This is a genomic window from Mycolicibacterium baixiangningiae (assembly GCF_016313185.1).
In the GTDB taxonomy this organism is placed as follows: domain Bacteria; phylum Actinomycetota; class Actinomycetes; order Mycobacteriales; family Mycobacteriaceae; genus Mycobacterium; species Mycobacterium baixiangningiae.
Window position 1 is genome coordinate 5,935,497 of the sequence record NZ_CP066218.1, and the last position, 23,770, is coordinate 5,959,266.

At 64.9% G+C, this 23,770-nt stretch carries 17 protein-coding genes and 1 pseudogene; 11 read left to right on the top strand and 7 right to left on the bottom strand.

What is annotated here, in order from left to right; translation table 11 throughout:
• Positions 1-92: 92 nt before the first annotated feature.
• Entirely contained in the window at positions 93-1,979 is a 1,887-nt protein-coding gene (locus I7X18_RS28255) for a hypothetical protein (RefSeq protein ID WP_193045487.1), read from the bottom strand.
• 629 nt (positions 1,980-2,608) lie between these two features.
• Between I7X18_RS28255 and I7X18_RS28260 the strand changes: the two genes are divergently transcribed.
• The 4 genes from I7X18_RS28260 (at position 2,609) to I7X18_RS28275 (ending at position 7,938) form a co-directional block, all read left to right on the top strand.
• The gene (locus I7X18_RS28260) at positions 2,609-4,165 is read left to right on the top strand and encodes a PucR family transcriptional regulator (protein WP_193045893.1); all 1,557 of its coding nucleotides are present in this window, start codon (positions 2,609-2,611) and stop codon (positions 4,163-4,165) included.
• Between the two features lie 130 nt (positions 4,166-4,295).
• Entirely contained in the window at positions 4,296-5,651 is a 1,356-nt protein-coding gene (locus I7X18_RS28265; RefSeq protein ID WP_193045486.1) for a type III PLP-dependent enzyme domain-containing protein, read from the top strand.
• Between the two features lie 41 nt (positions 5,652-5,692).
• Positions 5,693-7,084 carry an amino acid permease gene (locus tag I7X18_RS28270; protein ID WP_193045485.1) on the top strand — a complete coding sequence of 464 codons (1,392 nt, stop codon included), beginning with the start codon at positions 5,693-5,695 and terminating at the stop codon, positions 7,082-7,084.
• Entirely contained in the window at positions 7,081-7,938 is an 858-nt protein-coding gene (locus I7X18_RS28275) for a serine hydrolase (protein ID WP_193045484.1), read from the top strand. The genes I7X18_RS28270 and I7X18_RS28275 overlap by 4 nt, the downstream gene beginning before the upstream one ends.
• Before the next feature lie 162 nt (positions 7,939-8,100).
• Here the strand turns inward: I7X18_RS28275 and lerI are convergent, their stop codons facing one another.
• From lerI to I7X18_RS28295, 4 genes are all read right to left on the bottom strand, one after another.
• Positions 8,101-8,892: an L-erythrulose 1-phosphate isomerase gene (lerI, locus tag I7X18_RS28280; RefSeq protein WP_269751285.1), complete on the bottom strand. Its 792-nt coding sequence runs from the start codon at positions 8,890-8,892 to the stop codon at positions 8,101-8,103.
• Complete coding sequence (locus I7X18_RS28285) at positions 8,885-9,343, bottom strand: ribose-5-phosphate isomerase (RefSeq protein WP_193045483.1); 459 nt, start codon at positions 9,341-9,343, stop codon at positions 8,885-8,887. Before I7X18_RS28285 ends, lerI begins: the two co-directional genes overlap by 8 nt.
• 25 nt (positions 9,344-9,368) lie before the next feature.
• Positions 9,369-11,084: an L-erythrulose 1-kinase gene (gene lerK / locus I7X18_RS28290; protein ID WP_193045482.1), complete on the bottom strand. Its 1,716-nt coding sequence runs from the start codon at positions 11,082-11,084 to the stop codon at positions 9,369-9,371.
• Positions 11,085-11,174: 90 nt separating this feature from the next.
• The gene (locus I7X18_RS28295; RefSeq protein ID WP_232375357.1) at positions 11,175-11,888 is read right to left on the bottom strand and encodes a GntR family transcriptional regulator; all 714 of its coding nucleotides are present in this window, start codon (positions 11,886-11,888) and stop codon (positions 11,175-11,177) included.
• A 190-nt stretch (positions 11,889-12,078) separates the two neighbouring features.
• Between I7X18_RS28295 and I7X18_RS28300 the strand changes: the two genes are divergently transcribed.
• The 3 genes from I7X18_RS28300 (at position 12,079) to I7X18_RS28310 (ending at position 15,452) form a co-directional block, all read left to right on the top strand.
• Entirely contained in the window at positions 12,079-12,999 is a 921-nt protein-coding gene (locus I7X18_RS28300) for a sugar phosphate isomerase/epimerase family protein (protein ID WP_193045481.1), read from the top strand.
• Positions 13,000-13,021: 22 nt separating this feature from the next.
• On the top strand, positions 13,022-13,984 hold the full coding sequence (locus tag I7X18_RS28305; protein ID WP_193045480.1) for a 3-hydroxyacyl-CoA dehydrogenase family protein: 963 nt from the start codon (positions 13,022-13,024) through the stop codon (positions 13,982-13,984).
• 67 nt (positions 13,985-14,051) lie between these two features.
• The gene (locus I7X18_RS28310) at positions 14,052-15,452 is read left to right on the top strand and encodes a GntP family permease (RefSeq protein WP_193045479.1); all 1,401 of its coding nucleotides are present in this window, start codon (positions 14,052-14,054) and stop codon (positions 15,450-15,452) included.
• 227 nt (positions 15,453-15,679) lie between these two features.
• Here I7X18_RS28310 and I7X18_RS28315 read toward each other — a convergent pair.
• Positions 15,680-16,789 (bottom strand): annotated as a pseudogene (locus I7X18_RS28315) (GMC family oxidoreductase); the annotation flags it as partial.
• 171 nt (positions 16,790-16,960) lie between these two features.
• Between I7X18_RS28315 and I7X18_RS28320 the strand changes: the two are divergent.
• The 4 genes from I7X18_RS28320 to I7X18_RS28335 all read left to right on the top strand — a co-directional run bounded on the left by I7X18_RS28320 (position 16,961) and on the right by I7X18_RS28335 (position 21,903).
• Complete coding sequence (locus tag I7X18_RS28320) at positions 16,961-17,611, top strand: RNA polymerase sigma factor (protein WP_193045477.1); 651 nt, start codon at positions 16,961-16,963, stop codon at positions 17,609-17,611.
• A gap of 105 nt (positions 17,612-17,716) precedes the next feature.
• On the top strand, positions 17,717-18,436 hold the full coding sequence (locus I7X18_RS28325) for an RNA polymerase sigma factor (RefSeq protein ID WP_193045476.1): 720 nt from the start codon (positions 17,717-17,719) through the stop codon (positions 18,434-18,436).
• Positions 18,437-18,968: 532 nt separating this feature from the next.
• Positions 18,969-20,567, top strand: a complete 1,599-nt coding sequence (locus I7X18_RS28330) for a class I adenylate-forming enzyme family protein (RefSeq protein ID WP_193045475.1) — start codon at positions 18,969-18,971, stop codon at positions 20,565-20,567.
• A 43-nt stretch (positions 20,568-20,610) separates the two neighbouring features.
• Positions 20,611-21,903 carry an MFS transporter gene (locus I7X18_RS28335; protein WP_193045474.1) on the top strand — a complete coding sequence of 431 codons (1,293 nt, stop codon included), beginning with the start codon at positions 20,611-20,613 and terminating at the stop codon, positions 21,901-21,903.
• A gap of 31 nt (positions 21,904-21,934) precedes the next feature.
• Here the strand turns inward: I7X18_RS28335 and I7X18_RS28340 are convergent, their stop codons facing one another.
• The gene (locus I7X18_RS28340; protein WP_193045473.1) at positions 21,935-23,770 is read right to left on the bottom strand and encodes a sugar phosphate isomerase/epimerase and 4-hydroxyphenylpyruvate domain-containing protein; all 1,836 of its coding nucleotides are present in this window, start codon (positions 23,768-23,770) and stop codon (positions 21,935-21,937) included.

Here is a 23,770-nt window from a genome sequence, read left to right on the forward strand (position 1 = left end):
GGTCGTCGACCGAATTCCACACGGCGGCCCCGAATTGAGCACGAGCACAACGGTTCCGACTTCGTAAGTGTGGCCCATTCGGGAGCGAGCCGTCATGGCTTGAAGAGAATCCCGTCATCCGACGCCGCCTTCATCAGCTCAGGAATCGTCAAGACCCCGTAGCCGGTGTGGACGGGTCCCCGTGCCGTGCCCAACCAGAGCACCACACCGGGATCGGGGGTGACATCCAGGTGGTAGGCCTGCACGCCGGGCAGGTGGTACTGGAAGAAGTTCCCGAGGTAGTCCACCAGGAAGATCATGCTGCCGATCAGGCTTTCGCCCCATAACGTCGAGGCGTTGTACAACGGCGTCATGGCAGCGGGATCTCCGATCATGACGATCGGACCGTAATGCGGCTTGCTGCCACCTCCAGGCACGTACGGCGGCATGAACGGTTGCAGGCCAGGAAGATCGGTGGACATGTACGGCGCGGAACTCCCGTAGGTGCCGATGTTGACGAACATCGAGTCGGCACCGTTGCCGGGTACGACGGTGTTGATACCGGGGGCCTCGAAGCCGATGCCGGCAAGACCGGTCTGCTGCGCGACGAACTGCGCCTCCCAGCCGCCGAGCGAGTGACCCGTTACGAAGATGTCATCGGAGGCGTAGCCCTGTACAGCCGCCTCGGCCTGTACCCGCTCGGCGAAATCGAGGGCATCGTAGAACGCCAACGGCGTGGTGCCCGTGAACACCACCTGTAGGTCGGCGATGATCTGACTAACCGTGATGAGTGGGTTGAACAGCAGATTCGTCCCGCCGGTCGTGCCCTGGTAGGCGATGATGACCTGGCCCTCCGGCGTCACCCATGCCCTTCCCACCATGCCCGAGAAGACGTTGGTGGAGGACATCTGGAATCCGTCGACGGTGAAGGGCATCAATCCGCCGGGCGTTGATCCGAGGACATATCCGGCCGCGGAGGCGTTGAGGAACTGGGCCACAGTCGGAGTCGGTCGAGTCGTAGGGCCGGTGTAGGTCAAAGTCGGAACCGCTGGTTGCGGCGCCGGCGTTCGATGCAGCCCCAACAGTCGCTCGATTTCTCGGAACGTGGCGAACACCGCGTCGTTGATCGGCGCGAAGGTGATCGGGCTTTCAGGGCTGTTCGCCGACGCGGTGAAGCCGAACGCCTGCAACAATGCGTTGACCAAGCGGCCAGGCACTTCGAGCAGCTCGGCGATCGGCGACAACGGTTGCGGCGGGAGGGGCACCGTCTTCTCGACAGTGGCTGGGCCTATCACGGCGTCGAGCGCCGGTGCGGTGGCGTCGTTCTGCGCGGCTGACGCGGCGTCGGTCGGATCTGGTTGCGCGCGTGCGACCGTTACGATCATGTGCTCGGCTGGCGGGGTGGGCGTCGCCACCGCCACGCTGTCCTCTTCGCGCGCCGCGCGACCGAACTTCGTCACCGGCCCGCTGTCCCCGACGGGCTCCGCCTTCGGCGCCGCGTCCTTCCCTGCGGGCGGAGACAGCTCCGGAACAACAGGTTCCGTAATCACAGGTTCACCGGAGGTGGTATCGGGCGGCTGCACCGGCTCCGGTGATCCCCAGCCTGGTACCTGCTCTGGCGGCTCCGTGGTGTCCGAGGGCTCGTCGGCTTCGGCTTCGGTGTCGGTGACGTCGGCGTCAGGATCCGGATCGGCCCCGGGGACGCCCGTCTCGTCCTTCGCGACGGCGGGGGGTTCCGTCGGCTCCGGGTCTTCGTTCGCGGGTTTGTCTGTGGTGATCGCCCTGTCGGAGTAGGCGCTACGGGACGACCCGCTGCCGGCCGGACCGGCATGCGAGCTCGCGCCCGGCGTCGAGTCGGAGACGGTGGAGTCGGTGGAGTCGGCCCACGCCACGGCCGGCGCGGGCGCGGCCGCAAACCCCGCGCAGAGCGCTACCGCCGCGACGCCGTACCGAAACGACCTGTCCTTGCGCGGGCTTTTCGCCCGCTTGACCTGTATCACCGCGATGACTCCCCCTTAGGCACCGACATCAACGCTGACAACATACATTGTCAGTGATGGCGGTCACAGGAGAACGAGATGTCCGCGTCGCCGACGCACCGTGACTGCGTGTGCTCGCGTCCTTCTATCCCGCTGATCTCGGCTGTTGATCAACGGCGTGCGCACCGGCACCTAGCCTGACGGGGTGGTCCAGGCGCCTCTCCCTGCGCTGTCGGGCCTGAGCGGTCTCAATGGAGGAACGGCGACAAACGGAATGGTCAGCCGCCGCGCCGCGGAGGCGACGCCGGGTACCACCGCGCGCGACGCCTCCCTTTCGTAAGGTCGCGACCTGAATGCTCAAAGCCTTCATCAGCGCTAGGAGATCTGAGCGCGAGTCTGTCGGTCACCAGTAGCGGCGTAGCGCGAAAGCTGTCACCGCTCAAACAATTTCGTAGCACGCGACGTTAAAGCTCTCGCTCACATGAGACCGTCTCGCATGAAGCCGGTGGGCGCCCGGGCCTTACCGACGCGCATGGATCAGCGGCGCGCAGTTATAGGATATCGATTGTGGCACATGGCTATCGGGGACGACCGTGACCGACTCTGACTCAGCACTGACGCTCTCCGCGCTCATTTCCGGTGCCGCCGGCATGCTGGTGCCGTTCGTGGGGGGTACTCAACCGGAAGGTGATCCGGTGGTGCGGGACGTCGCGCTGCACGAGCCAGGCGCGCGGACTGACTACAGCGGCAACATCGTGCTGGTCAGCGCCCGCATCGAGGATCGGTTCGCCCTCGGCTCACTGCTCGACGAGATCGGAACCGCCGTCGCCGTCGTGCTCCCACCGGACGCGACCAAAAACGTATCGCTGCTGGGAGGCAATCCGGCCCACCTGTTTAGCCGGTCCCCGTGGGTGGATTGGACTGAGCTCTTCAAGGTCCTGATCGGGCTTCTCGGCGCTGGTCGCATCGTCAGCCCGGCCCCTCAGGTGGACAATCTGCACACACTGGCCCGCTGGATCAGCACCAGAAGTGGGGCCGCGGTGACGATCGAGGACCTGGATTCGCGGGTCCTGGCGTACGCAGTTGTCGGCCATGACGTCGATCCCATCCGGAACCAGACGATCCTGGGGGGCGCGGTGCCCGCGTGGCGGGTCGAGCGGCTGATGGCCAATGGCTTTCTGCCCGCGATCTGGCGGTCCGACGATGTGGTGGTGCGCAATTCCGAGGATGAGGACCCGGCGCGCATGGTGATCGCGCTGAAGTCCGGGACCGAGACCTTGGGCACGATCTGGGCGGCGTTGGACGATGACACCAACCGTGAGGAGCTGCGACAGATACTCCTGGAGGTGCGCCAGACGGCCGCCGCCATGATGCTCCGCGAAGTCCACCGCGCCCAGTACGAACGGCGGCTTCAAGAGTCAGCGCTAGCCGACCTGGTCTCGCGTGGAGTGGATCCCGCAGTTCCCGCGTCCCTGCTCGGGCTGCAACGCGATGCGCGACATACCGTGGCCACCTTGGGAACCGATACTCCGTCTTCCCGCTCCCTGATGTTCCACGTTCAGGCGTTGCGCGCCGGAGCGAGAACCGCACAGGTAGGAGCCGACCTTCTTGTTGTCCTGCCCCTTCTGGACGGCGAGGTCGAGGAGACGGACGTTGCCCACTCGCTGATGGCGCAGCTGGCTCGAGTGTCTCGCGGCCGCGCGGGCCTGGTGTCGGTCGGGCCTGTCGTCCATGACCTATCGGATCTGCGGCACTCCGCACACGTCGCCCGCCAGGTTCTGGATGCTGCTTCGATGGACGGTGCCGCACTTTCGCAACCGGGGCGCGACGGTCCCACGGTCCTCACGGCTGCCGATGTGCCGGACGCGTTGACCCTGATCGAGGTGACCGACCTCCTGGCTCCGATTGCGGCCACCATCACCGAGCCTTTGGAGGCCCTCCGCAGGCACGACCTCGACCATGGAACCTCGTTCGTCGACACCATCGCGGCGGTTCTCACGCGTCCGGGCAACCTGACCGAAGCGGCGCGCGAGCTGGGTATCCACGCAAATTCGTTGCGCTACCGCTTGGACCGCATCAACGTGGTCTCCGGCATCAACCTGCAGGCGGCGCCGGCTCGACTCCGGACGGCGCTCGGCCTTCTGCTGTGGCAACGGGGCCGGGAGCAACATCCCCGCCCCGCCGGAACAGACAAAAACCGAGAATGATGTTAGTGCCTTTCGGAGAGGCCGGCGGCAGCGTCGCTGCAGAAATCTCCGAATCCGACGAAGATCCGAGGAGAATTCCTCCGCCCATGCAACTCTCGGTGACACCGATCTCTTGCATAGATTTTCTAATGTGATTGACGTACCACTGTGCATCGGACGGACACTGCCCAGTCCGGACACGCTGCTGGGCCGCCGCGCTGAGGTTGTCGCGGATGTGGCTGGCCGAGGATTCATCGACGACGCACACCCGTTGTGTGGAGTCATCGACCTGGACACGCTCGACGAACTGATGGCTGCATTGACCGAGGCGTATCCGACGGACATGCCGGCGCTGCACACCATTGCGGCCAAAGCGATCACTCTGCGTCCGGTCCTCGCGCGTTTCGCGGACGCCGGATTTGGGTGCGAGGTGGCCAGCCCCGGCGAACTCGAGCTCGCCCTGGCGGCCGGCTTCCCTGCGGAACGCATCGTGTTCGACTCCCCGGCCAAGACCACGCCGGAGATCGCCCGAGCGCTCGAACTGGGGATGTCGTTCAACATCGACAACTTCGAGGAACTCGCGCGAGTCGACGAAGCCATCGCAGAGTTCGGCGAGCACGGGTCGAACGTCGGGATACGACTGAACCCGCAAACCGGTACGGGTGCCATCGGCGCCATGAGTACGGCAACCACGACGTCCAAGTTCGGCATCGGGCTGTCCGATGACCGGGAACGCATCCTCGAGGCGGTCGCGTCCCGACCGTGGATAACCCAACTGCACGTGCACAGCGGTTCCCAAGGACTCAGCCTCGGCCACGCCGCCGAAGGGGTGCGGTTGATCGCCGATCTGGCGCAGGAGATCACCACTCGTGTTGGGCGTCAGCAGATTCGGCGGATCGATATCGGTGGGGGGCTACCGGTCAACTTCAGCTCCGACGACATCACACCGACCTTCGCGGATCAGCGGGCCGTGCTGAAGGCTGCAGTTCCGGCGTTGTTCGACGGGACCTACACCCTGGTCACCGAGTTCGGCCGGGCGCTGACGGCCAAGACCGGCACCATAGTCGCCCGCGTCGAATACACGAAGCAGACCGGCGGCCGGCCGATCGCCATCACCCATGCCGGGGTCCAAATCGCCACGCGGACAGTCTTCACGCCCGATGCGTGGCCACTGCGCATCGAGGTGTACGACCCTCATGGGCGGCGCCGGGAAGAGGAGCCGCAAGTTCAGGACGTGGCCGGTCCGGCGTGCTTCACCGGAGACATGTTGGCGGTCGGGCGGGACCTGCCGCCGATCCGCCAGGGTGATCTGGTGGCGATTCCGGATACCGGTGGCTACTACTTTTCCACCCACTTCTCGTACAACGCGTTACCGCGGCCTGCCATCTACACAATCGGATCCGACCCTCACGGCCGCCGGCGCTGGTCTCTGGCCCGGCGCGCCCAATCCATCGAACAAATCCTCGCCGAGTCCGGCGAGCCGTCCCTGGTGCCATTGCCCGCCTGAATCCCTTCCACACCAACCCATCCCGAAACGAGAACCGATCTATGTCTTCATCCACAGAGCCCCGGTTTGACTTAGCCAGGTCGTTGAAAACCCGGCACATGACCATGATCGCCATCGGAGGCGCCATCGGTGCCGGCCTCTTCGTCGGCAGCGGCGCAGTCATCCAGACCGCCGGCCCCGCAGCGATCATCTCGTACTGCATTGCCGGGGCACTAGTCTTGTGCTCGCTGCGCATGCTGGGTGAGATGGTGGTAGCCAAGCCCACGGCCGGATCGTTCGCCGACTACGCCCGCATGGGGATTGGGCCGTGGGCGGGGTTCACCATCGGCTGGCTGTACTGGTACTACTACGTGATCATCATCGCGGTGGAAGCGGTGGCCGGCGCCCAGATCCTGCATGTGTGGGTCGGGCTACCGCTCTGGGTGATGGCCATGCTGTTGATGGTCGTGATGACCGTCGTCAACCTGATCTCGGTGAAATGGTTCGGCGAATTCGAGTTCTGGTTCGCCGGCATCAAGGTGGCAGCCATCGTGGCCTTCATCATCTTGGGCCTGCTGTGGGTGGTCGGGGTATGGCCCGGGGACACCGGCGGCCTGGGTAACCTCGTTGACCACGGCGGGTTCGTCCCGAACGGATTGGGTTCGGTGTTGAGCGCCGTCGTGGTGGTGATCTTCGCATTCGGTGGAGCCGAGATCGTCACAATCGCTGCCGCCGAGAGCGTCGAGCCGGCGAAGTCGGTGGCCAAAGCCACCACCGGCGTCATCTGGCGAATCATCATCTTCTACGTCGGCTCGATATTCCTGGTCGTGTGCATCCTGCCCTGGGGTGACGGATCCGTGCTGTCGAGTCCGTACGTCGCCGCCCTGGAGAAGCTGGAGATTCCCGGGGCCGCCATGATCATGAACTTCGTCATCCTCACCGCGGTGCTCTCAGTGCTGAACTCGTCCATCTACACGTCGTCGCGCATCCTGCGGGTCCTGGCATCACACGGTGACGCGCCTGACTGGCTCGTGAAAACAGATTCCCGAAGTGTTCCGGCGCGTGCCGTCCTCGCCAGCACGGCGATCGGATGGATTTCCGTGGGCCTCGCCTACATCGCACCTGACTCGCTGTTCCTGTTCCTGGTGAATTCCTGCGGCGTCGTCGCCATCTTCATGTATGTCATGATCGGCGTCTCGGAGTTGCGGGTGCGCCGTGCGCTGGAACGCGAAGACCCGTCGCAGCTGACGTTGCGGATGTGGTTCTTCCCCTACCTGACCATCGCGGTCATCGTGGCTTACGCAATTGTCCTGGTAGCCATGGTGTTTGACGCCGATCAGCGCGTACAACTCGCGGCCAGCGTGGTCAGTCTGATCGTCGTCCTCGTCTCGTACACACTGCGCAGGCGGTTCGGGAAAGTGCCGGTTGAGGCGGAACTCGACGAAGTGGCATGAGTGCTTCGTCAGGCAAGGCGGTGTGGGGGCTGCCCGACGCGGTGACATGGTCCGCGCGCGTCGTCGATCTACCTAGCGGCGAAATCTTGTGGGAGCACGATGCGGGACGCGTGCTCAAGACGGCGAGCGTGGGCAAGATCTTCCTGCTGACCGAGGTGGCCCGGCGGTTCGAAGACGGAACGTTGGATCGGGGTGAAGTCCTCGCCGCCACACCGGAGGATTGCATCGCGGACTCCGGCGTCCTCTATCTGCTTGCCCAGCAAGAACTCCGGATCGACGACCTGTGTCTGTTGATCGGGGCGGTCAGCGACAACATGGCCACCAACATCCTGTTGCGCCGACTCGGGTTGGACGTGGTGCAGGGCGCGACCCGAAGCCTCGGGTTCGCCCATAGCGGTCTACGGGACATGGTGCGGCTGAACCGTTACCACGACGATCCGCTGACCCTCTCGGTGGGCAATGCCGCGGAACTCTGTGACCTCGTCGCTCGGCTCGACGCCGGCACCGTTCACAGTCCCGTTGTCTCCGAGCAGGTGCGGCGATGGCTGGGCGTGAACACGGACCTGTCCATGGTGGCCCAGGCCTTCCACCTCGACCCGTTGGCGCACACCGAACCCGACGCCGGCTTCGAACTCTGGAACAAGACCGGCACCATTTCCGATGCCAGAATCGACATCGGGTGCGTCCGACGCAGCGCCAGCGGTCGCAAGGTGGGCTACGCAGTCCTGGCGAACTGGCCCCAGACCGAGGATCATCGCGGCCCTGCGCTGGAGGGGATGTGGCGAGTAGGTCTCGACATCCGCCGGTATTTGGAGGACGGCACTCCGCTCGCGTCCGCGACACCGCTGCTCTGATCCCCGATCGCTGCTGCGCTTCGGTGCAGATGGTTCGACCTCATACTGCGTCGCGCTTACCCGTCCGTGACTCGGTTCGACGCGTTGGCGAGTTGGATCTGGCCTGGGCCCAACGTCGCTCGCACCTAGTCGCCGAGTCTCATCGTGGTCACCCTGCGATGGTCAGCCGGCCGCCTTGGGGTGAGCTGCGGCGATCTCGAGAAGTCGAAGGTAGCCCGGCAACTGCCACGCGGCTCGACCGATGAACAGCCCGGTGACGTGGTCGATGCCGAGCAGGTCCTCGGCGTTGTCGAGATTCACCGAGCCGCCGTAGAGCAATCCTTTTGTCCGGCCGCCGTACTCGCGCCCCAGGGCGGCGAAAGGCTCCCGCAGTTCCGCGACTGTGGCGGGACGACCGTTCTCGCCGATCGCCCAGATGGGCTCATAGGCGATGAGGACGCGCCCCACCTGTTCGGCGGTGAGACCGTCGAGCGCGCCGGCGGCCTGCTCCAGGATGAACCGCGAGGATTCGCCGGCCGTCTTGACCTCGGCGCTCTCGCCGATGCACAGCAGTGGGACGAGCCCGTGGGCCAGGACAGCGGCTACTTTGAGACGGGTCGTCGCCACGGTCTCGCCGAAGTGCTCGCGCCGCTCGGAGTGGCCGATCTCGACGAGTTGGGCACCGGCGTCCTTCGCCTGAGCGACGGATACCTCACCGGTCCAGGCTCCCTGGTCCTCCCAATGGGCGTTCTGCACCCCGAGCAGCACCGGCGAATCGGCTCCCAATTCGTCGCGAGTGGCGGCGAGCGCGGTCAACGACGGGATGACGAAGGGCTGTACCCCCGGCAGACCGGTCCGACTGACGTAGTCGGACAGCGCACTCACGTAGGAACGGGCCTCAGCCAGACCCTTGTTCATCTTCCAGCTGGTGCCGATCCACAATCGGCGCACGCCGAGCACCGCCGTGTCAGTCACTCTCGTAGGCGCAGATGTCGTCGACCTTGGCCGCAGAGGAGGACTGCGGGTCGAACTGCACCTCAAGCCACTCCTTGACCAGGACTCGCGCCAGCTCCAGCCCCACGACCCGCTCCCCCATGCACAGCACCTGCGCGTTGTTCGACAACACGGAGCGTTGCACGGAGTAGAGATCGTGGGCGGTGACGGCGCGGATTCCCTTGACCTTGTTCGCGGCGATGGCAACGCCCAGGCCGGTACCGCAAATCAGCAGCGCTCGGTCCGCCTCGCCTCGAGCGACCTTCTCGGCGGCCGCGACGGCGACGTTCGGATAAGACGTTTCGTCCTCGGGATCCTCCACACCGACGTCCGCCACGACCTCCACCCGTTCGTCAGCCTCGAGGTCCTTGCGCAGCGCCTCCTTGTAATTGAATCCGGCGTTGTCGCCGCCGACGACGATCCTCAGTGCCATGCTTCGCTCCTTCGTAGGGTCTCGTTCATCGGGTCAGGTGCTCGCCGAGGGCTGCCATCAACAGCGAGAACGACAGGGCGCCAGGGTCTGGGGTGCCGACGCTCTTCTCGCCGAGTACCCGCGCGCGGCCCAACCGCGCCGCGATGTCCGCTGTCTTGTCGGCCGCTTCGCGGGCCACGCGGGCTGCGGTGGTGATGGCGGGGCCTGCCTGCGTGTCGAACGCCTCGGCCAGTGCGTCGCGGAACGGCGCGGCGGCGTCGACCATCGTCTTGTCACCCGGCTTCGCACCGCCAAGACGGATGACGGCGTCGATCCCGGCGCTGACCGCATCGACGACGTGCTGGTCGCTGCCGCCCTCGGTGTCGGAGAAGACACCCCCGGCGCTGGTCAGCGCCGCACCCCACAGTGCGCCCGAGGTGCCTCCGGCCGAGTCGGCCCACGCCTGACCGGCCAGCAGCAGCGTGGTCCGAGCGCCGGCATCGTCTTCTGCAGCAGCACGGGCCGCTCGTGCCGCGCCACGGGAGCCGAACGTCATGCCCTGGCCGTGATCGCCGTCGCCGGCGACCGCGTCGAGGCGGCCGAGCTCGGCTTCGTTCTCGGCACACACCTTCTGAAAAGTCTCCAGCGCTGCGGCGATGTTCCGAGAACAGGCTCGGGAGTCCTCGCTCGACGGCGGGATCTCCGTCTCCGCCGCGTCCCAGATGCTCGTACGCGGGGTACGGTCCACATCCGGCATCGCCCCGCGGCGGTAGGCCGCCGTTTCCACCGGCGCCAGCCACAGGTTTTCGAGTTCCTCGTCGAGGAACACCAGGGTCAGCGACAGGCCGGCCATGTCGAGGCTGGTGACGAACTCACCCACCTCCGGGCGCACGGCGGTAAGCCCCTTCTCCTCGAAGCGTTCGGCGATGCGCCCGTAGACGACGAAGAGCTCTTCGTACTTCACCGTGCCGAGCCCGTTCAGAATCACGGCGACACGGCCGTCGTAACCGTTCTCGCCACGCGGAGGCTCTTCGGCCGTGAGTTCTTCGAGTAGTAGGTCGGCGACCTCGGCGGCGCTGCCGATGCGGTCGTCCCGGACGCCCGACTCGCCGTGAATGCCGAGTCCCACCCCCATCCGGCCCTTCTCGATGCGAAACAACGGCTCATCGGCCCCAGGCAAGGTGCACCCGTCGAAGGCCAAGCCGAATGAGCGGGTCGCGTCGTTCGCCTTCCAGGCCAGACGCTCGGCCTCATCGAGGTCCGCGCCGGCTTCGATGGCCGCTCCTGCGATTTTGAAGACCGGCAGATCACCGGCGACGCCCCGGCGGTCGCGATGGTTGTCCGGACCGTTGGAGGCAATGTCGTCACTGACGGTGACAATGCGCACGTCGATTCCTTCGTGACGCAGCTTTTCAGCAGCGAGGCCGAAGTGCAGGACGTCCCCGGCGTAGTTGCCGAACCCGAGGATGACGCCTCCACCGTTCTCGGCGTTGCGCACCACGGAGTACACCTCGGAGGCAGACGGAGAGGAGAAGATGTTGCCGCACGGTGCACCATGGCCCATGCCGGGCCCGACCCACCCGGCGAAGGCCGGGTAGTGCCCGGATCCTCCGCCGATCACGAGTGCGGGCTGGCCGTGCGGAGTCTGCGTCGAGCGAGCCACGCCACCGGGGACCTCGGCGAGGAGGTCGGGGTGGGACGCGACCAGGCCGCGGACCGCCTCGTCGGCGAAGTTGTTCGGGGAATTGAGGAGGTACGTCATTGTTCCGTCCTTCGCGATCGCCCACCACCTCGCGGAGCTGGTCCCGCGACCCGGTGTCGGTCATTCAATCGTATAGGATTCGCCGTCGCCTCAGCCGCGAGTGGTGTGCGTCGCCCTCGTGCGCTCGGCCTGTGCGTGTTCAGCCAACGCCCGTTCCTTCACGCCACTGATATGCGCGTGCATGATGCGGTACACCTCGGGTCCGCGACCTCGCCGCAGCGCAGCCAGGAGCTCTCGGTGCTCGGCGATTGCGTGTGCGGAATCCTGGACGCCCACTCCTACGAAGAGCCGGAAGCGTTGTCCGTGGCCGCCCAGTGCGTCATAGGCCCGCAACAGCGCGCCGTTGCCGGCATGTTCGGCGATCAGCCGGTGAAACCGTTCATCCGCGCGGTGGTACTTCCTGATCGCCGCGGCATCGGAAGTATGAGGTGCCCGCTCCTGCTCCTCGATCGCGTCCTCCAGGGCGTTTAACAGGCCGACATCGACTCGGGCACAAGCCAACTCCGCCAGCTGGGACTCGATGAGCAGACGAGCGTCCATGATGTCGGCGATCTCCTTGGCATCCGGCATTTCCGGCACGCGGTACCCGCGCATGGCCACACGAATGACGTTGCCCGTGGACTCCAGGCGGGCCAATGCCTCACGCACCGGTGTGGGCGAGACGCCCAGGTGTCGAGCCGTCCCATCGATGCTGATCGGATCTCCGGACTGCAGCGTGCCGTCGAGTAGGAGCTCCATCAGGCGCTCGTAGACCTGGTCGACAAGCGTGCTGCGTACCGGTATCGCGTATTCGTGGTCTCCCACTTCAGGCCTTTCCGCATCCCGGCGGCGTAACCGCCCGACGGACACGTCGGGCTCGTGATCATGCCGCCGCTGCGCACGACGCACTGATCAGGGAGTTGAGTTTACCCGGCATTGACATAGGTCACGGATCGGCCTATATCCTATGTGATCGAGAGCACGAATGTGATCTAGACCACGACGGAGGTCCGAGATGTTCTCGGCTGATACCTGGCCGATCGCGGCCAACATGCTGGGGTTCGGCAATCGCGCACCCGATGGTGGCCACATCAAGGATGCGCCCTCCACTGTGTGGGCCTCACAGCTGCGGCAGGTCCGCGAGCTGGGCTTCGACTACATCGATCCCACCGACGCCTGGGTGCCGCTCGCCGCCCTCTCGGACAGCCGTGTCGAAGAGTTCCGCACAGTCCTCGGCGATGAGGGTTTGGCGATTTCGTCGATTTCCATGACGCGCAACTCGGTCGTCGACGTTGCAAACGGCTCCCAGAACCTCGCCGACGCTCACCGCCTCATCGACCTGGCACCGTCGTTCGGCGCGACCATCGTGAACACCGGTTTCATGCAGGCGGTCACTCCCGAGCAGAGCGAGCAGATCTGGTTCTGGTTGGTCGAGGGTCATGTCGACGACCCGGCCCTACGTGACCTGGCGGTCGAGCGCATCCGCGAGCTGGGTGACCACGCGCGGACCAACGGAATCCAACTCAGCCTCGAGATGTACGAGGACACCTACATCGGGACACCGGACGACGCAGTGCAGTTCGTCCGCGACGTGGACCACGACGCGGTAGGACTCAACCCGGACCTGGGCAACCTCATCCGACTGCACCGGCCCATGCCGCATTTCGCCGAGATGTACGCCAAGGTTCTTCCGTACTCCAACTTCTGGCACATCAAGAATTACTCGCGCGACTACGACCCGGCGACCGGCGCGTACAGCTCTGCCCCGCTGCCGTTGAAGTACGGATACATCAACTACCGCCAAATGATCCGTCTAGCAATCGAACTCGGCTACTCCGGGCCGTTCTGCTGCGAGCACTACGGCTCCGACTCCTTGGGCGTGTGCGCCGAGAACCGGGAGTACATCGAGCAGGTCCTCACGTCTGCTCTCGCCTGACCTCCAACCCGAAGGGCATCGCATGCGCAAGATCAACACCGTCACAGTTGTCGGCGCCGGTTACATGGGCGGCGGAATCGCTCAGGTCCTCGCCCTGAACGGGTTCAAGGTGCAAATCACCGACGTCAGCGTCGAGGCGACCCACGAGGCCCTCAAGCGGCTGGAAAGGGAGGCAAGGGAATTCGAGGCACAGGGATTGTTCGACCCGGGCAGCGCAGAGACCATCATGAGCAACCTCGCGGCTGGCGAGAGCCTTGACGACTCCGTCTCCGACGTCGACTTCGTGATGGAAGCCGTCTTCGAAGACCCTGACGTCAAAAAGGAGGTGCTGGCACGGATCTGCGCGAGCGCTCGGTCCGACACGATCATCGGCACCAACACGTCCACCATCCCGGTCAAGGTGCTGGTGGACGCGGTCAGCAACCCCGAGCGCTTTCTCACCGTGCACTTTTCCAACCCTGCACCGTTCATCCCCGGGGTCGAGCTGGTCGCCGGCGAGGCCACCTCCCAAGAGGTCATCGACTCGGTCAAGGACCTCCTCGTGCGTGCCGGGCGCGAGGGTGCACAAGTCGCCGACACACCCGGCATGGCACTGAACCGCCTGCAGTACGCACTGCTCAAGGAGGCGACTCTCATCGTCGAGCAGGGCGTGGCCTCGGTGGAGGACGTCGACACCATCGTTCGCACCACCTTCGGCTTCCGGCTCGGTTTCTTCGGTCCGTTCGCCATCGCAGACCAAGCCGGACTCCCTGTGTACGCCAAGGGTTTCACCACCCTGGAGAACGAGTTCGGTGAGCGCATGGCCACCCCGAAACTGCTCACCGACGCCGTCGCCGCCGGCCGCGAAGGGACCAAGAACGGCAAGGGGCTGACCGGGGACTTCGATGACGACACGAAGGCAGCCGTCATCGCCTATCGAAACAAGGCGTATTCCCGCATGGGTGATCTGCTGCGCGAACTCGGGCCTGCGCCGAAGGGATCCTGACAGCCTGCACATCCGGCGTCTCCGCTGACGACCGCCTCCCGCGTCTGCCATCCCCGAAGGGAACCCCATGGATGAAATAGTCCTCGCGGAGCGGCCCGCCGCCCTGCTCATCGTCATCGCCGTCGTCGCCATCGCGGTGCTGCTGTTCCTGATCATCAAGGTCAGGCTCCACGCCTTCTTCTCGCTGATCGTGGTCAGCGTGCTGACCGGCCTCGCCGCCGGCATCGGGATGGGCGACGTCGTCACCGTCGTCATCGCGGGCTTCAGCAATACCGTCGGCACCGTCGCGTTACTCGTCGGCTTCGGTGCCGTACTCGGACGGCTCGTCGAAATGACCGGCGGCGCACAGACGTTGGCCGACAGGATGCTGAAGAGGTTCGGGGAGAAGAGGGCGCCGCTGGCTCTCGCCGTGGCCTCGCTGTTCTACGCCTTCCCGATCTTCCTCGACGCCGGATTCATCGTCATGCTGCCCATCATCTACACCGTGGCTCGGCGCCTTGGCGGATCGTTCATGCTGTACGTGTTGCCGTCCATCGGCGCATTCCTGATGATGCACGCCCTGACACCGCCCCACCCGGGCCCGACGGCCGCAGCGACGGTGATGGGCGCCGACGTCGGCATGGTCGTCATCGTCGCCTTGCTCGTCGGCCTGCCGACCTGGTATCTCGCCGGCTACCGGCTCAGCCTGATCATCGCCAAGCGCTACCCGAACATGCCGGTGCCGACCCTGCTCGGCGAACCGAAGGACTACCCCGAGGACGAGCGCCCCGGTTTTTGGACCGTCATCCTCGTCCTCCTCCTGCCATTGCTGTTGATCTTCTTCAACACGGTGTTCTCGACTCTCGAGGCAGATGGCGCCGTGACCGAAGACAATCTTGCGTACCAGCTCTCGCGCCTGATCGGAACCACCTCGATGGCGCTGTTGATCAGCGTCTTGTTGGCCATGGTGTTGCTCTACGTTCGGCCACGACGACGACGCGGCGAGCCGATCGGCGGGCTGTTGGAGAACCTCGTCGACGATGCGCTGGCACCTGTCTGCTCGATCATCCTGATCACCGGCGCAGGTGGCGCCTTCGGCAGAGTCCTCACCGAGACGGGCATCGGCCAGACCCTGGCCGACGGCCTGGACGCCCTGGGCCTGCCGGTCATGCTCTCCGGCTTCCTGATCGCCATCGCGTTCCGGGTCGCGCAGGGCTCGGCTACCGTCGCGGCGACGACCGCGGGCGCGATCATGGCCCCCGCCGTGACGTCGATGAACCTCGGCGCAATCGCGCTGGCGGCGGTCGTCATCGGCATCTGCGCCGGCTCGATCACGTTCTCGCACGTGAACGACTCCGGATTCTGGCTGATCGGGCGCTTCTGCGGGTTCGACACGATGACCACGTTGAAGACGTGGACGGTCGTCGCCACGGCCATCGGCTTCCTGTCCTTCGCACTGGCTTCAGTGGTCTACGTGGTCGCCAGCTGAGCGGGTTCGCCGCCGCTGAGCCGGCGCCTCGCAAAGGAATGCGAGGGAATCGGGGTCGTATTGCGGATCGTCGACACGATGGCGTCCGCCCACCAGGGCGTCCATGGTGGTCGGCACTGGGTCGCCCGGCACTCGGTCAGCCCGGACAGGCTAACCGTATCGACGCGCCTCAGCTCACCGGCGAGATATCCCGAAGTCAGAGATGGCAGATGCGCGGCGTTGGAAAGCTACAGCCCGTGTGCGTCCTTGAGTAGTTGTGCTGCACGTTCCCCGATGATCACGCAAGGCGCCATGGTGTTGCCTGTGGTGACGCGGGGCATGATCGACCCGTCCGCTATCCGCAACCGCCCGATCCCGTAGACACGCAGGTCTCCGTCGACCACCGACATATCGTCGCGGCCCATCTTCGCGGTGCAGGTTTGATGCCAGTACGTGGAAGCGGCGTCGCGGATGAACGCTTCGAGTTCGCGGCCGATCAGGTTGCCCGGCATCACTTCGCGTTTCGCATAGGGACCTAGCGGAGCGGCGTTGCCGATCTCGCGGCAGAGTTCGACACCGGCCACTGCGGCCGCCAGGTCGGCGGGGTCTGCCAACAAATTGGCTTCGATGCGAACCGGATCGGTGGGAGAGGGTCCGGTCAATCGGACACTCCCCCTGCTCTGTGGCCGCACGACACCCACATTCAGTGCCCATCCTGCCTCGGGCAGGCCGAACCGTGCGGCGTTCGCCGGGCTGGCCACGGGAAACTCGCTTTGGCACGTCTGGAGGTCGGGGGTGGCGACAGCCGGGTCGCTCTTCCAGAAGAAGGTGGCTTCCCCGGCGTTATTGCGGGGAACGAGCGGCTCCGGAGACTCCCATACGCAGGCGATACCCGGATGGTCCTGCAGATTCTGGCCCACACCCGGAAGGTGCTGCACCGGTGTGATCCCCAATCGAGCCAGCTCAACGTGGTCACCAATGCCCGACTGCATCAACACCTTTGGAGTATGGATAGCGCCGAGACTCAAGATGACCTCCGAGCCGGCTTCGATTCGGTGCGTAGTGCCTTCGTAGGCGAACTCCACACCGCCGGCCCGCTTGCCTTCCAGAGTCACCTTGGTCACGAGAGCCTCGGTGAGCACCGTGAGGTTCGCTCGGTCCATGTAGGGGTAGGTGTACGAGCGGAACACCGATTCGCGAATGCCCGCTCGAGCGCGAATGTCGGCGATCGAGACGCCGCCTTCACCTTCCATCATGACGCCGTTATGACTGTCGAACGTTGGAATGCCGGCCGTCCCTGCGGCATCCAGCAGATTGTGCGCGACCTGATGGGGGTCCGGTGCAGGTTGCACGTACACGAGTTGTTACCCATGAGAGGTTCGGGGCCGCGACCAGCTGCCGTCGAACCTACGGGGGGTGCCGACTTTCACGACCGGCACTCCGCGGCCTCCCCTGCGTTGCTCAGTTTTTTGCTCAGCAATGTCAACGGGCGACGGGTGATCACTGCAACGGTGCGCGGGAGATGTTAGATGAGCTGTGACCTCGCCGAGGGCGTCGACGATTCGGCTGAATGGCTACGACAGTTGCTGGACGAGCGGTGCCCAGGCCACCGCTCCGCCGTGACCAGGATGCACGACTTCTTGGTCAGGGTCGCCCGCCGCGAGCTCTATCGCGGACGCGCGCCGTTCACCGGCAAGGAGGTCGACGACATCGCGAATCAGGTGGCCGCGGATTCGTTGTTGGCGGTATTGGGCAAGCTCTCCAGCTTTCGCGGTGACAGCAAACTCACCACGTGGGCATACCGGTTCGTCGTCTTCGAGCTGTCGAGCAGGCTCAAGTGCCTTCGCCGCCATTCGTGGACGCCCCACCTCCAGATGGACCACGGTGATTGGGACGCGTTCGCCGACCGGCTCCACCACAATCCGAGCCGCCACGCCGAGGCCCGGGAGATGATGACGGCGGTCGGGAGAGCGGTCATGACAGTGCCCACCGACCAGCAGCGACAGGTGTTCATCGAAGCGGTCGTCGAAGGCGCTCCGCCGAACGCAGTGGCCGACAAGTACGGGGTTTCGCGAAATGCGTTGTACAAGAGCATTTTCGACTCGCGCCGTAAGATCCGAAGTTATCTGACTGCTAACGGTTTCGAAGTCGAAGGTTCCCCACTGACCGACCCACTGTGATCTCGTTCGGCCACACCGGCCGAACCGTGTCGTGGGTAGTGGCTCCGCCCATCGGAGAGTGACCGCTTCGGCTTCACGGGTCAAGCGAACTGCTTACCCGATCGGATGTGCTGCGCACCGACGCTCAGTGAATGGACAGAGGTCGGTCGTTCGCCAAATCTCACCAAGAAGCAGGGTAATTCGATGAGAACCGTCAATCAGAGCGCTGGCACGACGAGGGAGGCGGAGCAGGCCGCCGCCGCTGCAGAGGCGCGCTTCACCACTGAAGTCATACCCATTCGTGCGGATCTCCTGCATGCCGCGTACCGCTACACCCGGAACAAGCACGACGCCGAAGACCTCATCCAGGAGACCTACGCCAGGGCTTGGAAGAAGTTCGGAACGTTCGAACAGGGCACGAACGTCCGCGCGTGGATGTCGCGCATCATGGTCAACATCTGGATCGATACGCATCGGCGGACGACGCGGCGGGTGCAGGAAACGCTTGCCGGATCCTTCTGGGAGGAGGAGCATGCCGGCGAGGCGCTGACCGCCACACCATCCGCGGAAGACGTGGCGTTGCAGGATCACACCGACGATGTCCTCAAGCAATGCGTCGGAACACTCCCGATGGGCTTCCAGTCAGTCATCTTCTACGCAGACGTCTGCCAGTACTCCATGAGGGACGTCGCCGCGATCGAGCGTATTCCCCTCGGAACAGCGATGTCTCGGCGCCACCGGGCGCATCATCGACTGCGCGCACAACTCATCTCGAGCGGTCACGAGGGTCGCGGAGAATCGGGTGGCCCGACGGGGGACGGACGCGTCGTCCCGCAAACGCATTGACCCGGGGTTGCGATCCGTCCGGGCATGCGTCTTCACTGTCGGGCTCGTGGCGATGCTGGTCGCACTTGTCGTGGTGTCGTACTGACCCCTTTCTGCCGATGCGGTGACCAGCGCCGGTGACGGCGTTCATCGATCACCCGACCCCTCCCAGAATGCCCGAACTGAGTGCGGTCCCCTCGGTGATGGTTCCCGTCTCGGTAAAGTCCGGTTTGCGAGACGCCCGGGCGGCCGGTTTACCGGCGAACACCAAGGGTATGCGCCACGGATGGTCAGAGCATTCGGATACAGCAGCAACGGCGGCCCGGACGTGCAGGAGTTTCTCGATCGGGAGATGCCGACGCCACTTGGTGGTGAGTTGCTGGTGGAGGTTCGTGCCGCCGGGGTGAATGCGGTGGCCTGGAAGGCCCGCGCCGCGGAAGCCCCTGCGGCAGTGGCCATTGTGGACACCAGCGGCAACGTTCGTGATCGAGGTCAGTTCCTCGTCACCTGTCGATGCACTCGGCGAATCTCATAGTGGACAGGCGGAGTTGAGATGCCGGAAGAGGACAGCGCGTCGCCCGCGCAAACCGTCGTCGATGCGTGGCGCACCCGCGTCGAGCGTTATCCCGACCATCCCGCCGTCGCGTATTTCGACACAGTTCTCACTGCGGGCGAGGTCGACGATGCATCCGACGCACTCGCCACGGCGTTGTCCGACAAGGGGGTCTCTCATGGTGACCGGGTGGGAATCTATCTGCAGAACATCCCCCAGTACGCGATCACGTTCCTCGCACTCTGGAAGATCGGTGCGGCCGCGTTGCTCCTCAACCCGATGTACCGCGGACGCGAACTCCGTGCCATCGTCGACGACGCGCAACCGGTAGGAATCTTCTGCGACGAACACGACCTCGATGCCACCACGGAAGCACTGCGCGGAAGCACCATCCGGTTCGCCATCAGCACCAGTGGCCTCGATTTCCAAACGCGTAACGACCCGCGTGTGTTCCGGTCGACGACGCGGCTCACGTCGCCCGTCTACGATCTGGTGGGCCTGATTGGACGGAACCGCGGTCGCAGGCCCGCCGATACTCCACTCGTCGGTGAAGATCTGGCGGTTCTTGCATACACCTCGGGTACCACGGGTCCACCGAAGGGCGCGATGATCTCGCATGCGAATGCCCTGGCCACGGCAGTCGACTTCGGCGATCACGTCCGCCTCGCGGACGGCGATGTGGTCTTCGCCGTCGCTCCGCTGTTCCACATCACCGGTGCCATGCTCAACGCCGCAGTGTCCCTCATCCGCGATTGTCTGCTGGTGTTCGCGAACAGGTTCGATGCTGCAGTTTCCCTCGACGCCTTCGTCGAGCATCGGGTGACGTACACAATCGGATCCATCACGGTGTTCAATGCGATTTCGGCGCTCCCGAGTGCAAGCGCCGCGCACTTCGAGTCGGTGAAGACGTTGTACTCCGGTGGCGCGCCCATCCCTCCCGCCACCATCAAGGCGTTCGCGGCTCGGTTCGGCCACTACATCCACAACGCCTACGGCATGACCGAGACCACCGCCGGCGTGATCGCCGTACCCCCGGGCACGGAGGCCCCGGTTGATGAGACAAGTGGGTCACTGTCGGTGGGACTACCTCTACCCCGGGTGCGGCTTCGGACCATCGACCCGGCGGGGTCCCCGACCGCGCCGGGAGTCGCAGGCGAGCTCGAAATATCCGGGCCACAGGTAGTTTCAGGCTACTGGCGCAATCCGGAGGCATCCATGTCGACAATGCCCGGTGGTCGGCTTCGCACTGGTGACGTCGCGATCATCGACGAGCACGGATGGGTCTACATCGTCGACCGGCTCAAGGACCAGATCAACGTGTCGGGCTACAAGGTGTGGCCTCGCGAAGTCGAGGACGCCCTCTACGAGCATCCCGCCGTGTTCGAAGTCGCAGTCGTCAGCCGCCCGGATGACTACCAGGGCGAAGCCGTGGTCGCCTTCGTCGCGCTGCGCCCCGGCGCGACCGTCACCGAAGAAGAATTGATCGACTTCACCCGTGATCGACTTGCTGCCTACAAGCGGCCGCGCAGCGTGCACATCATCGGTGAACTCCCCAAGACCCCCACCGGAAAGATCAAGAGAGCCGAGCTGCGGCAATGACGACCACACTGCCACTGCATCGTTCTCGGGAAAGTGACCCATCATGAGTGCCAGGACCGCCGGCGAGACGCAGGACGCGCCAACCATCTCCTCCCGTAAGAAGTCCCTCGTCGCGAGTTCCGTGGGCAACGTCCTGGAATGGTACGAGTGGAGCGCCTACGCGGTATTCGCACCGTTCATCGCGGCGGCGATGTTCAGCCAGGCTGATCCGGTCTCAGCGCTGCTGTCGACGCTCGCTGTGTTCGCCGTCGGTTTTCTGATGCGGCCGCTGGGCGGCATAGTGTTCGGACGGATAGCGGACAAACGCGGCCGAAAGTTCGTACTCATCACGACCATGCTCATGATGGCCACCGGCAGCTTGCTGATCGGAATCATGCCCACCTACGCTGCGATCGGCGCTTGGGCGTCGGCATTACTGTTGCTGGCCCGGATGATGCAGGGCTTCGCTCACGGCGGCGAGTCGGCGACCGCGTACTCCTACGTCGGCGAAATCGCTCCCCCGAATCGTCGCGGCATGTGGGGAAGCGTGGCCTTCATCGCCATCTTCGGCGGCTCGGTCCTGGCCTACACCGTAGGCGGAGTCATCACGACCACACTGACCGAATCGGCTGTGGGTCAATGGGGTTGGCGTATCCCGTTCCTTCTGGGCTCACTTCTCGCTCTGTTCGCACTGTACCTACGGCGCAGCATGGACGAGAGTGACGTCTTCGACGCCGGCCAGCAGCAGGACGATCGACCTTCCGTTCCGCGCAGGACGGTGGTTCGAGCAATCCTGCTGATGATCGGTATGACCTCGGGAATCACGGCAGCGCACTACACATGGACTTCGTATGTTTCGACGTACGCGATCACGCAGCAGGACATGGATCCGGACACCGCCTACTGGATGTTGGTGATCGCGCAGCTGGTCGCGTTGGTGTCTCTGCCGTTCCTGGGCCGCCTGTCCGATTCGATCGGCCGCCGACCCATGCTGGCCGCGTTCGCCGGGTTGATGTTCGTCCTGCAGATTCCGTTGACGATGCTCATCTCGTCGGAAGGATGGACGTTGCTGCTGGCAACAACGGTGGCGCTGTTGGTGGTCGCGATTCCCGCGTGCATCCTGTCATCGACTCTTTCCGAGAGCTTTCCCACCCACCTTCGTACGCAGTCCATCGGGTTCGCGTACTCCTTCTCAGTCGCGGTCTTCGGTGGTACTGCGCCATATCTGAACCAGTTGCTTCTCGGGTTCGACCTCGGCTGGGTCTTCGGCGTCTACATCATGGCTCTGGCGGCACTCACCGGCGTCGCGTGCTTCTTCATGGCGGAAACGAAGGGTGTCAGACTGGAGGACGTGTGAGCGGGTACCCGCTCGTCGTGCCGGCCTGCGGTCAGCGCAACGTTCCCCGGCGCGCGGCAACGTGTGCGGCCATGCGGACCGGGGCATCCGCAAGTGGCCGCCCCCGATAAGTGCCCCGCCGCTCGATGATCTCGAAGTAGACCTGCGACCCGATGACCGTGGTGTAGGCGTGCAGGTACTCCCCGTCGGCGCTGCGGTCATAGAGCATGTCGAGCTGCTGGAGTTCGTCGACGAACTCATCGCTGAGGTGCAGCCGAGCCTGCAGATCGACGTAGTAGTTGGCGGGGATCCGCAGGATCGGGGCGTCCGTCGGTAACGCATTCAGTGTGCCCACGAGGTCGTCGGTGGTGAACGCGATGTGCTGGGGAGATTGCACTCCGGGCGTCCACTTCCCCCGCCGCAGGAGCGGACCGTTCAGCGCCACACCGAAACCGAACGGGCGCGACACACGCAGGAGATGACTGCGCACCAACCCGTAGGGGCCGGGATACTCGGCCACCTCGTCAGTACACATCCCAAGCACCGAGCGGTAGAACAGCACGCTTTCGTCGTAACTGTCGAAGGGCGCCGTGACGGAGACGTGGTCGATTCCGGTGATGCCGGCGCCGACGATGGCGTCGAACCCGGACACGAGCTCGAAGTCCCGCCGCCAATCGAGGCCGCCGCGGTCGGTGGAGACGAAGAAGATGGAGAGGCCGTCGGGTGCCGCGACGGCGGGCAATTCGGCTTCCCCGGGCCGCACCACGCGCGGGAGGGCAGCCACATTCAAGCCTTCCGCCGAGGCGGCGAATGCCGTGGGATCCTCGGCGTCGAACGCGATCGCGGCGATTGTCGACGAGTCATCCTCGGGCGCATCGGTGGTGACGGTCACCAGGATGGTGGCGTTGGCTTGCGTCCACGCAGTGACCCTCTTCGATCGGTGCGTCGCCGACCGCCCGAAACCCAACGTCGATAACGCGTGCTCGGCGATGTCGAGGTTGGTGGGGGTGACACTCAGTTCGACGAAGGCTGCGTCGATGCACTGCGCCGGTCGGCTGCCGTCGAGGCCGGCTTCCAGAGCCCCCAGCGAACGCACCGCATCGATCGCGGTCCGGACGGGCGAGGACTGGCGGAAGACGTCGTTGAACACCTCCAGCGACAAGGGTCCTCGATACCCGGCCTCGAGTACGGCGGTGGTGAAGGCGACGAGGTCGAAGGCACCTTCGCCCGGGAACAGCCGATAGTGCCTACTCCACTGCAGTACGTCCATCTCCTTGTGCGGCGCATCGGCGAGTTGGAGGAAGAAGATCTTGTCGCCGGGGACTTCGCCAAGCGCCTCCACCGTGGAGGATCTCGACAGGATGTGGAAGCTGTCCAGGCACAGGCCGACGGCGGGATTGTCGGCTCGGCGGACCGCGTCCCAGGACTGCTGCCACAGATCGACCGTGCGCCCCCATGCCAGCGCCTCGTAGGCGATCCGCATTCCCCGGCGCTGCGCAAGTTCCCCGGCCGAACGTAGTTGCGTGGCCAACTCGTCCATGTCGGAAACGGCATCGTCGGATGCATTGGAGCACACCAGGATCAGGTCGACGCCGAGTTCGGCCATGACGTCGAACTTGCGGTCGAGTCGGCGCAGGTTGCGCTCGAACTGCTGCGGGTCGGTGCTGTCGAGATCCCGAAACGGCTGGTACAGCACGATGTCCAACCCGAGATCGTCACACCGCTCCCGGATCTGCTTCGGGCTCGACGTCGACGCGACGAGGTCGGGCTCGAACAGCTCGATCCCGTGGAATCCCGCATGGGCGGCGGCGACGAGCTTGTCTTCGAGCGTTCCGGACAGACAGACCGTAGCGATTGTCTTCGAGTGCGGTTCCTGCGTGAGAGTCAT

Bases quoted from the DNA above. Each gene is read 5' to 3' on its own strand.
- I7X18_RS28335 (WP_193045474.1), top strand. From the start codon at position 20,611: ATGAGTGCCAGGACCGCCGGCGAGACGCAGGACGCGCCAACCATCTCC.
- I7X18_RS28305 (WP_193045480.1), top strand. From the start codon at position 13,022: ATGCGCAAGATCAACACCGTCACAGTTGTCGGCGCCGGTTACATGGGC.
- I7X18_RS28320 (WP_193045477.1), top strand. From the start codon at position 16,961: ATGAGCTGTGACCTCGCCGAGGGCGTCGACGATTCGGCTGAATGGCTA.
- lerK (WP_193045482.1), bottom strand. From the start codon at position 11,084: ATGACGTACCTCCTCAATTCCCCGAACAACTTCGCCGACGAGGCGGTC.
- I7X18_RS28260 (WP_193045893.1), top strand. From the start codon at position 2,609: ATGCTGGTGCCGTTCGTGGGGGGTACTCAACCGGAAGGTGATCCGGTG.
- I7X18_RS28340 (WP_193045473.1), bottom strand. From the start codon at position 23,770: ATGACTCTCACGCAGGAACCGCACTCGAAGACAATCGCTACGGTCTGT.
- I7X18_RS28285 (WP_193045483.1), bottom strand. From the start codon at position 9,343: ATGGCACTGAGGATCGTCGTCGGCGGCGACAACGCCGGATTCAATTAC.
- I7X18_RS28300 (WP_193045481.1), top strand. From the start codon at position 12,079: ATGTTCTCGGCTGATACCTGGCCGATCGCGGCCAACATGCTGGGGTTC.
- I7X18_RS28275 (WP_193045484.1), top strand. From the start codon at position 7,081: ATGAGTGCTTCGTCAGGCAAGGCGGTGTGGGGGCTGCCCGACGCGGTG.
- I7X18_RS28310 (WP_193045479.1), top strand. From the start codon at position 14,052: ATGGATGAAATAGTCCTCGCGGAGCGGCCCGCCGCCCTGCTCATCGTC.
- I7X18_RS28270 (WP_193045485.1), top strand. From the start codon at position 5,693: ATGTCTTCATCCACAGAGCCCCGGTTTGACTTAGCCAGGTCGTTGAAA.
- I7X18_RS28325 (WP_193045476.1), top strand. From the start codon at position 17,717: ATGTGCTGCGCACCGACGCTCAGTGAATGGACAGAGGTCGGTCGTTCG.
- I7X18_RS28330 (WP_193045475.1), top strand. From the start codon at position 18,969: ATGCCGGAAGAGGACAGCGCGTCGCCCGCGCAAACCGTCGTCGATGCG.